The 9,274-nt window shown below is 33.1% G+C and carries 13 protein-coding genes; 2 read left to right on the top strand and 11 right to left on the bottom strand.

All coding sequences use genetic code 11. The features are described 5' to 3' along the window. On the bottom strand, window positions 1-501 hold a 501-nt coding region (locus CEF19_RS23605), incomplete at its 3' end, for a hypothetical protein (RefSeq protein WP_100407831.1). Window positions 502-642: 141 nt separating this feature from the next. Further along, on the bottom strand, window positions 643-939 hold the full coding sequence (locus tag CEF19_RS20850) for a hypothetical protein (RefSeq protein ID WP_100407830.1): 297 nt from the start codon (window positions 937-939) through the stop codon (window positions 643-645). Window positions 940-1,254: 315 nt separating this feature from the next. Between CEF19_RS20850 and CEF19_RS20845 the strand changes: the two genes are divergently transcribed. Beyond that, window positions 1,255-1,851: a hypothetical protein gene (locus tag CEF19_RS20845; RefSeq protein WP_227522044.1), complete on the top strand. Its 597-nt coding sequence runs from the start codon at window positions 1,255-1,257 to the stop codon at window positions 1,849-1,851. A 376-nt stretch (window positions 1,852-2,227) separates the two neighbouring features. Here the strand turns inward: CEF19_RS20845 and CEF19_RS20840 are convergent, their stop codons facing one another. From CEF19_RS20840 to CEF19_RS20805, 9 genes are all read right to left on the bottom strand, one after another. After that, window positions 2,228-2,821 (bottom strand): hypothetical protein, encoded by a 594-nt coding sequence (locus CEF19_RS20840; protein WP_227522043.1) that lies wholly within the window; start codon window positions 2,819-2,821, stop codon window positions 2,228-2,230. 132 nt (window positions 2,822-2,953) lie between these two features. After that, window positions 2,954-3,286, bottom strand: coding sequence for a hypothetical protein (locus CEF19_RS20835; RefSeq protein WP_100407828.1), 333 nt, complete (start codon window positions 3,284-3,286; stop codon window positions 2,954-2,956). A gap of 65 nt (window positions 3,287-3,351) precedes the next feature. Next, a complete protein-coding gene (locus CEF19_RS24390; protein ID WP_406565371.1) occupies window positions 3,352-3,474 on the bottom strand; it encodes a hypothetical protein in 123 nt (40 codons plus the stop codon). A gap of 107 nt (window positions 3,475-3,581) precedes the next feature. Continuing rightward, entirely contained in the window at window positions 3,582-3,770 is a 189-nt protein-coding gene (locus tag CEF19_RS24385; protein ID WP_406565370.1) for a helix-turn-helix domain-containing protein, read from the bottom strand. A 127-nt stretch (window positions 3,771-3,897) separates the two neighbouring features. After that, window positions 3,898-4,968 carry an anti sigma factor C-terminal domain-containing protein gene (locus tag CEF19_RS20825; RefSeq protein WP_100407827.1) on the bottom strand — a complete coding sequence of 357 codons (1,071 nt, stop codon included), beginning with the start codon at window positions 4,966-4,968 and terminating at the stop codon, window positions 3,898-3,900. Next, window positions 4,958-5,461 (bottom strand): RNA polymerase sigma factor, encoded by a 504-nt coding sequence (locus tag CEF19_RS20820; protein WP_100407826.1) that lies wholly within the window; start codon window positions 5,459-5,461, stop codon window positions 4,958-4,960. Before CEF19_RS20820 ends, CEF19_RS20825 begins: the two co-directional genes overlap by 11 nt. A 916-nt stretch (window positions 5,462-6,377) precedes the next feature. Next, a complete protein-coding gene (locus CEF19_RS20815) occupies window positions 6,378-7,292 on the bottom strand; it encodes a phosphotransferase (RefSeq protein WP_100407825.1) in 915 nt (304 codons plus the stop codon). Window positions 7,293-7,500: 208 nt separating this feature from the next. After that, on the bottom strand, window positions 7,501-7,725 hold the full coding sequence (locus CEF19_RS20810; protein WP_100407824.1) for a helix-turn-helix domain-containing protein: 225 nt from the start codon (window positions 7,723-7,725) through the stop codon (window positions 7,501-7,503). A gap of 10 nt (window positions 7,726-7,735) precedes the next feature. Further along, window positions 7,736-8,227, bottom strand: a complete 492-nt coding sequence (locus tag CEF19_RS20805) for a DUF2975 domain-containing protein (RefSeq protein ID WP_100407823.1) — start codon at window positions 8,225-8,227, stop codon at window positions 7,736-7,738. 606 nt (window positions 8,228-8,833) lie between these two features. Between CEF19_RS20805 and CEF19_RS20800 the strand changes: the two genes are divergently transcribed. Beyond that, a complete protein-coding gene (locus CEF19_RS20800) occupies window positions 8,834-9,274 on the top strand; it encodes a cell wall hydrolase (protein WP_100407822.1) in 441 nt (146 codons plus the stop codon).

Raw genomic sequence — 9,274 nt, 5'->3', positions numbered from 1 at the left:
ATCAAAGTCTGCAATGCCATTTACAACATAATGTCCCTCTGGAAATTCCTGATTCATAATTTGCTTCATAAACTCTATATATTCTTTTTTGTCCTGTGCAGCGTCGTATCCGCCACTACCCCTATATTCTTCACGGAGTGGTTCTCCTTTAATTAGTTTCGTACTTAATAATGGTTCTTCCATAAAGTATCCAATTTCATAATTTCTCGTAGTCTCAACCATCGAAAAAGAGAATGGCGAAGCTGAATGAAAAATTTCAATTTCTTCTTTATCGCCTGTATATTCTAATTCAGCATAAATTTTTATAGGTTCATTCTTACCGTATTCTGCTTTTTCCGTCACAAGTCGATATACAAAATCTTCTTCGATGACCTCAGCTTTCGTTTCTAAGCTTTGGATGTCAGACGGTTCATTATCAACCTTCTCGTTATTATTTTGTTGGCAACCAAATAAACCAATTGATAAAAATAGAAAGGACAAAATCAAACTAATTTTTTTCAATATCATCACTCCTTTTAATAATTAGACGGTATGATATTGCTATTTGTTACAAAAAACTACAATGTAATTTCTTTTACTAAATGCTTCTTTACTTCAAAAAGAAAAAAGAGCAATTCCTGCTTATTCAAGGATTGCACCCCGTTAGTTAGATTTCAATTTTCTTTTATAGTAGAAAACAAAACTAATAATTATTGCAATGATAACAGTTCCACCTATAATATAAACCCCATCCCAGTCATTAGACTTCCCAGTTAATACCCAGACTTGATAAGGAATAAAAACCAATGCCACAATTGCTGGAATACCGCATAGAAGTAAACTAATATTTTGCTTAATTTCTTGCATGGTTGATTTATTTTTACTTTTTTCAATCAATGTCATCTGTCTTAATGAAAAGAATAAAACAAGTATAGCTATAATTAACAAAATAGAATTCATTTAAAAGCCCTCCTTATACATATAACTTTACCATAAAAATCCATATTCTTGTTAAACTCTACTGCCCCGTTACTTTAAGTACAATCTTTCACAAACTCATTAGTACTTTAACATAAATATCCACTTTATTCGTCATATTTTTTGTTGCAATCTAGTCCTGAAATGAAAAAGACGCATTCTTTATTAAAGAAATGCGCCTGCTTTGTTGAATATCCTTTTCTATTGAATATTATATTTGTACTATACAGTAACTTAATATGAATATTTTCATATTTCTTTTCCAATAATAACAATAAAAAGGTAGGATTCGACTTTATGTTGGTATCACAAGAACAATTGGAAGCATTTAATAAAATAACTTTAATGACAGAAAAACTAAGCAAATCCCAGTTAGATTACTGGCAGCTATATTCTAATATAGACACCTGGGGATTTAAGGTTGTTTTATTTATGTTCATAATTCCTTTGATTGTTTTGTATTTTGTTATAGATAGGAAGAATATTTTACTTTTGGGTTTTTATGGTATGAATATTCACGTTTGGTTCAGTTATATAAATATTGCTGGCATTAGACAGGGCTATTTTAGTTATCCTTTTGAGTTAATTCCGTTCATTCCTGGTAACTTGGCCTTAGATGCAGCCTTAATTCCAATCTTATACATGCTAATTTATCAATGGTCAATAAACCATAAGAAGAAGTTTTATATTTCTTCCATAGTATTGTCACTAATATTATCTTTTGCTTTTAAACCTTTACTGTCATATCTAAACCTATTTGTTTTGTATAAAGGGGCTAACTATTTTCATCTATTTATTTTGTATTGCATAATATTTTTGTTTTCAAAGCTTATCACAAACCTTTTCTTAAAGATGCAAAAGAATCCCCGAATTACAAGGAGTAGAGATGTATAACCACATACATCTCTTTTTTGGCGTTCTTAATTTACTCAATTTTCTTATTAGATGGTTGTAATGCATAGTTTGTGTCTACCATGAATACAAGAGTTAATCTCGTTTGCAAAAGACTGATTTTATCTTAAATTTATGATTTTATATCTTTTATCACCAGAAGGAAATCTGTCATTCTTCGGTACGCTATTTGTCATTTGGTGGTAAAAATTATGTCAAAGGTGGTACATTTTAATGGCTGTAATTAATGAGGTCTTTCTTCAATTAAACTCTATTAACTAAACTACGTCTTTAAAGGAAAGTACACCTCCATTAAAACAAGTCCAATAAACCGAATTGCTTCTCACCCGTTAATCGAGTAACAAACATTCTTCAACTATTAAAATTCTTTATTCCATTCTTCTTGGTCAATAATTGCCCCGTTTTTCTCGATATAAGCAACAATTACAGTACCTTGTTCTAGGATTTTTTCGGTTTTTAAATAAGAGATAAAGGCATTGAACTGTTCGTCGTCTTGATTGCTTTTTTCCCGTGAAACCGTAATACGAATAGTTGGCGAAACACTGTGTTCTATATAGCTTCCAGGCTTAGTTGGATCGATTCCTAATGTTTGACCTATTTCATCATCAAAAAACGCATGATAATCATCCATCTCTAGTAAATTGGCAACAAGATAAGGACGAATTGCATTTTCCAGATCGTTCCCCCACTTATCTGCAGTGTATGTATCCACTAATTGTTCTGTTTCACTATCGTGGTAAATCAAGAAATCTACACCGTTGTTTGCGTTACGCGCTTTGGCAGCATATTCAAACTCAAAGTTACCCATATTATCGTACAGAGCATCAAACACTTCAAAACTATCGTTAAAGTTATCATTTAAATATTGACTTGCCTCATTTTTTATCGTTTCTTCTTTTCCGCTATTCGGAGTCATTTCTGTAATGAAAATCAATACAAGCACGGCAATCACTGCCAGTATAACCCCCAAAACACTTAACGTTATTTTTAAATATCTGTTCAAAAAAAAACATCCCCTTTTTCAAAGATTAACTCTTCTGCTTAATATTTGAAGAAGCGACAGCACTGCTACCGGTTAGCTAAATTACACTTTACTTCCTTCGTCTTTCTTCCACATTTTATAGTTATATACCAATTGAATACACAGGGCTAACAAAACAAATAGAATAAAGGTTACATACACCGCTAAACTCCAATTTGAGTAATAGTGGATGATAATTAGTGCAATGAGTATAATTGGAGCACTTGTAAGAGTTCGTACCATCTTTCTTCTATGAGTTAGTTTAAAATAATTCACCTCAAAACCTTTGTCCAGTTTATCAGTCGCCTTATAAATTTTCGAAAAAATAAAAGCAAAGATTACACAAGCTACAAATGGAACAGCAATTGGAAGAACCATACTTTGAAATAGTGACACCTTAATCCCTCCCCAATATTTATTTTATCATTAAAAACCATTCCGTTTTTAGCAATACTACGGCTTTAATACAATAGCAAAGGAGAGCCAATGCGACAACGATGACTCTCTTCATCCAAAATCCGATAATGGTGACTAATTAAGTTTTGTTGCAAACGAAACTTTCCATTCTTATCAATCTCTTCCATCAAACTTTTCCACCCATTGTTTTTCTTTTGGTACTTCCCTATTATTTGAACCTACTAATTTAATAAATTCAACTGGGTCGTCACGAAGTACCGAAAAAAGCACCTTGCTATGATTGAACAATGCACATAATGCGACAACCGTTGTTCAATTTGCTGTATTTCTTCCTTTCTATCTGTACAAGCGTTTTCTTCGAAATACCAAGAAATTCAGCCATCTTATCTTGTGTAAAGCCTTGTTCTGTTCGAATAAGTTTTAACTTATCGGAAATCAGTTCTATTACTGCTTTTTGCTCCATATAAAAACCTCTCCCATTTAGTGTAATTATACACTAAATGGAAAAGATTGGTTAACTTTGTTTTTTATTGATATTCTCCATAAAACAAAAACGACCATTCTTAATGAATAATCGTTTTTGTTCATCTCTATAAATTATCTGTAATTACTCCTATCGATGAAGCTTTAATAAAAGGTAAGCCTTGCAGACTCTTCAATTTTTCTGCATCACCAGTAACAACAACCCCAAATACTTTAATATCATCTTTAGTCAATTTACTATCCTGTCCAAGCAAATTGTTATACACTCTTTCAAATTCACCCTTAAATCTAGTATCGTATTCTCTTCCATTTTCTAATGCCCAAATAAAATGTTGTAATGGATTTTCTAACCTTTCATTGCTCGCATTTAACGCTTTAATCCCGTAGACTGTTTTCTCAGAACGAATATTTGAAAAGTTGGCCTCTTCGGTTTTCTGTTCTCCATTATTATCTCTTTGAATGATAGATTTACTTGCCTCTTTTTCTTCCTCGTTTAAGTCATCAATCCAATACCATGATAAAGTAATCTCGTCAGGTAACATATCACGAACTTCATCCATAGTATAAGCTTGATCAAACGACAAAGCGATCTCCATATTCTTAGTAGCTTCAATCTGATCTAACAGCTGTAAATCATTTTTATATTGAGAGTACTCAATGAAAGGATAAAAGAAAATCATTTCTCTTTGTCCTAACTCATTGTACTTTTGTCTATCTAGATCCTCTGTATCATAGCTTGTACCTATAATGCTTGGTGATTCACTTCCAATTCGATTGCCCTCATACTCCTGAAATAAGCCATAATTATATTCACTCTCGCCTGTATACACTACTTTTCCTTCAATAATTTTATAGGTTGTAAAGCTATTCTTACCACCAAGGATCTCATGGTAGCGTTCTGTTTTTCCGATATATTTATTAGGTGCTGAAATTTCATTAAAGGCAGATACGGCAATTTGCGTCGGACCTTCTAATTTGTAAACTAAGGATCTGTTGGCGATTGAACCCCCAACGAATAAAAAGACTAAAATGAATAAACTGATAAACGCATTTCTTAAAATAGAATGCCATTTTGCTTTCTTTATGGCCTTTTTCAATCTATTTTTCTTTAAAGGATCAAATAAATCATCCAGTTCTTTTTCATCTTTTACATTATTGTTATCCCTATTACTCATCATGTTTTCCCTCCCAAATGTGTTTGAACGTATTTCTTGCGCGGTAAAGATAAACTTTTACATTTTGTTCACTTGTCTCCAAAATACTTGCTATTTCTTTATAAGATAAATCCATAAAATACTTCAAAATCAACAAATTCTTATATGCCGGTTTTAATTCATTTAAAGCCACCATTAGATCCTTTTTGTTTTGTTCGTTCAAATATACTTCCTCTGTACTATTACTTGAGGGCTTTATCATCTCTAATTCCTCAGAAGTAAGATGAACCATTGTCTTCATTTTCCGATAAAGATTGTAGTAATTATTAATGGCCACCTTAAAAAGCCAAGATCTGACCATATTCTCATTGATAGAATCAATGTTTTTTATCGTTTTATATAAGGTATCTTGTACAATGTCTTCAGCATCTTCTTTGGTCGCCCCCATTTTCAAAAGATATTTAAAAACCAGTTTAGCTTCATCAATTAGAAGATCCTCTACGGTCCCATTTTTCATGTTTCACCAACTTCTTTTCTCATGCAATTTAGCCTCGCTAAAAAATAACGTTATTAGTTAACTTACCTATATAACAAATAAAAAGCCAAAAAGTATACAGCTTTTTAAAAAGAATTTTAGTTTATTTATTTTGTCTGAGGAGCATAGCCTTTTTATAACTATTATCTAGACTTAAAGAGGGGAAATTATTTTATATCATGATGAATAAAGATGAAAAATATCTCGAGGGTTGTTATACAGAACTTCTCTCTCTAAGAGTCTAACTTGGATATTTCATAAACCTTATTCCATTCAATAAAGAAAGACACATTTCTTTAGAGAAATGCGCCTAATGCTTAAGAGTTTATTGATAAAGAAACGCAGGATGGTTGAAAAAGAAGAATTAGAAATTCATTTCTTTTGTATGTCATCTTCTAATCTCTTTCAATTTCCTCATTAGTGATAAGAGGTATATCCTTCCCATCGTCGGTAAGTTTTTCTGTAGTTACGTATGCTGTTGTGGTAATGATAAAACCAATAACTCCAATATATACTTCATATCCATGGAAGTTAATTCCTGGTTCGCCTTGAATGTCTAGACCTACTAACATGATTGTTAGGGAAAAAGCGACCGCTCCACTTAAACACTCGCGCCTTTTTACGGAACAACATAATTTAGGGTTTAATTTTCTTTCCTCATCACTTGAGTATAGCTGGCGGTTTGACTATACGCTGCGCTTATCAGTCAAAAGCTCATCAAGGGCCGCTTGGTTGAATAAGTACTAATACCAAAAAAACCATTAACCTAAATAGAATTTCCTAAAGATTATCCAAACCAATTCACGCCATTTCAATTCGGAATAAAAACATATTTTTTAAAACTTTTTTAAAAAACCTGTACGTTTTTTGAAAGGCTCATATTTAAAAATTCTTCCTCTTAATATGATAAATCTTCAATTAGATTACCAATATTTAAAACCAAGTCAGGTATCCATTCACTTGCAATTGGTATAGCCTTTAACCCATAGTCTAACAACCATCGAACTACATGAATTGTCCAACAAATCCCCCCTATGTTTATTTGCCATTCAATATCACGAGCCCAGTTTTCATCAGTGTTTTCACAAAAAACAGTAATTAAAGCAGTTGGACTTATATTGTAGTCCTTTGCTGAAGTAATTAAACAATATAAATCTCCTAAGTGGGGACTTATATAAGCTGATGACCAGTCAATAACAGTGAGTTCCTCATCGTGAATTAGTAGATTTTTTGGATGATAATCATTATGGGTCAGTGTTATTGGAAATTCCTTATATAACCGATTAAGATGTTTCGGTAGCTCTTCCAACGCTTTTTTTAACACATGTGGTGCAATTTCTATATGTGTTTGTTGATTTATGTACGTTAAATCATTTAATACATCTTTTTTTGAGACGAGATAAGATAAATAATCTTTATTTGTAAGTTTTCCTTCTGTTAGAGCAACCCTTGCCTTTTTGCGGATATTTGATAAGGTTTGCGCTGCTTTAACAAAAGATATAAATTGAGGAGATTCTTCTATCGTCTGCCCTTTAAGGTCTTCCATTATTAAAGCACCAATCTTATTATCTTCATAGACGTTATAAATTGCTGGTACATTTAACTCAAATGGGATAAGTAATTTTTTATATATTGAAACTTCACCAGAGTTTATTTCTTTTCCTATTTTAGCTATCATTGTATTTCCATCTGGCATTTCTATTCTCCAAACTTCAGAAAGTGACCATTGTCGTAAAGGTTCCCACTTAACTGCTTTATTTAAAATGGGAAGAAAGTCAAAATAATCTCTCCAAAATTGAGGTGCATTCTCCATACTATTCTACTCCCTTCGTAAAACTATTTTCATATTCACGTGCTCTATTTCTTTATGTAGTCTGTAATTCCTTCTTCAACAAAACTGACCCTTTATTAACCACGTCATATTCATTTTAACATTAATTTCCTTTTTCTGTTTTTTAAAAAAGAAAAAGCATTCCCGCTTTATTGCAGAAATGCTCCTGTTAATTGAAGAAATTTGTTGTCTAATATTCTTGAATGTCTTCGTCACTTTTGTATTCTAAAATATCGCCCGGCTGACATTCTAAAGCCTTACAAATCGCCTCTAAAGTTGATAATCTAATTGCTTTTGCCTTTCCATTTTTTAATATAGAAAGATTAGCCATTGTGATTCCAACTCTCTCCGAAAGTTCTGTGACGCTCATTTTCCTTTTAGCCAGCATCACATCAATATTGATTATAATTGCCATATTATTCACCTCAGACTATTAAGTCGTTCTCTGATTTTATATCGATGGCTTCTTGTAAAAGTCTTTGAAGAACAGCCGCAAAGACAGCAATCACCATGGGAGCTAAAATCATGACCATTCCGATGATTATCAGACCCGGTGCGTCATCTACCTCCGCTATGATATAGACGAATGGTATGGCTACAACATATAAGCCACTGATTGTGATGGCACATTTTTTGATTTTCTTCAGAGCTCTTACAGATAATTCCGAGAAAGCTTGGTTCTTGTCAATATAGCTTAAAAGGTTAAAAGATTGATACAAAGCGAAGTAAAATGGGATCGCCGAAACATACATAACCATTAAAAGGCCATATACCACATAAGCCAAATCTGACCCTCTTTCTGCTGCTTCATTTGCTTCATTCGCTATCTGAGGCAACAAAAATAGGCACAAAGCAAGAACCGGAATGCCTATAAAAATAACAGCTACCTTTAAAAAGAGTGTTGAACTTCGTTTCATAAAAAGCACCTCATTTATTTATTGTCAATTTGAATTTAACACATATTATATCGTTTTACAATAAAATATTATTGAAATTAGTTAAATTATTATTGTTTATTTAATTGTCCTTTTTCAGACAAATGTAACTAACCTGCACCAATAGTTCAGTAATCCACAAAAAGAACGTTAACCCTGCTTGGATCAACGCTCCCGTTAGCCATCCATGCAGCAGAAATATCGTACTGCACCACAGAATGAAAAATAATATCATTCATCCCATTTACTCTCGGGTCATGCTATAAAATACCGGTTCCAATGAGGGCACTGAAAAAGGGTGCAGTTCACTATTTCAGTGCCCTCTTAGTAATGCGCGGAGCCGTTGCCTGGTTTTGAAAAGCCTTGCTATGAGTGGTTTTCTCATAGCAAGGCGCGCAACGAGTGAAGCCATTACTACTTCCTCGAAATGCTTTCAAAGGGTTTTTCAGTGGCCTCGTTCCAATAGGGTGTTAAAGCTATGCGATTGGCACCCATAATTACAACGCTATTTAAATTTCTCCCTTAGAACTGAACCCGTTAACATTTTGTAGGTTTTTCTGAATACAATTCTTTTAGAGGTGATGAAAAGTGGCAAGAGTGAAATATACCGAAAGTGACATTGCTTTAATGGCAAGGATGATGAGGGCAGAAGCCGAAGGTGAAGGTCGACTCGGGATGCTTATGGTTGGTAATGTAATTGTAAATCGACTAAAAGCGAATTGTGGAGATTTTCTAAGTTTAAGGTCAATTCCTCATGTGATTTTTCAAGTTCAAGGAGGAAATTATTCTTTTGAAGCCGTTCAAAAAGGTAATGTTTTTTATAACAGAGCAAGAAGTATAGAAAAAAGATTAGCCAAACAAACCTTAGACTACTGGCGAGGGCATCCTTCCAAGTATGCCCTTTGGTATTTTAATCCCTATGCTCCATGTCCACCTACATGGTACGATCAACCAATTTCAGGACAATATAAACAACATTGTTATTATGAACCAGCGGCTAATACATGCGAAGGTGCTTATAGGTGGTAA

The sequence above is a fragment of the Bacillus solitudinis genome, from assembly GCF_002797395.1.
Classification (GTDB): Bacteria; Bacillota; Bacilli; order Bacillales; family Bacillaceae_D; genus Halalkalibacter_A; species Halalkalibacter_A solitudinis.
Note: the sequence above shows the minus strand (reverse complement) of the source record. Positions and strands in the feature narration are given on the sequence as shown.

Bases quoted from the DNA above. Each gene is read 5' to 3' on its own strand.
- CEF19_RS20805 (WP_100407823.1), bottom strand. From the start codon at position 8,227: ATGAAACGAAGTTCAACACTCTTTTTAAAGGTAGCTGTTATTTTTATA.
- CEF19_RS24390 (WP_406565371.1), bottom strand. From the start codon at position 3,474: ATGGAAGAGATTGATAAGAATGGAAAGTTTCGTTTGCAACAAAACTTA.
- CEF19_RS20825 (WP_100407827.1), bottom strand. From the start codon at position 4,968: ATGATGAGTAATAGGGATAACAATAATGTAAAAGATGAAAAAGAACTG.
- CEF19_RS20820 (WP_100407826.1), bottom strand. From the start codon at position 5,461: ATGAAAAATGGGACCGTAGAGGATCTTCTAATTGATGAAGCTAAACTG.
- CEF19_RS20810 (WP_100407824.1), bottom strand. From the start codon at position 7,725: ATGGCAATTATAATCAATATTGATGTGATGCTGGCTAAAAGGAAAATG.
- CEF19_RS20845 (WP_227522044.1), top strand. From the start codon at position 1,255: ATGTTGGTATCACAAGAACAATTGGAAGCATTTAATAAAATAACTTTA.
- CEF19_RS24385 (WP_406565370.1), bottom strand. From the start codon at position 3,770: ATGGAGCAAAAAGCAGTAATAGAACTGATTTCCGATAAGTTAAAACTT.
- CEF19_RS20850 (WP_100407830.1), bottom strand. From the start codon at position 939: ATGAATTCTATTTTGTTAATTATAGCTATACTTGTTTTATTCTTTTCA.
- CEF19_RS20815 (WP_100407825.1), bottom strand. From the start codon at position 7,292: ATGGAGAATGCACCTCAATTTTGGAGAGATTATTTTGACTTTCTTCCC.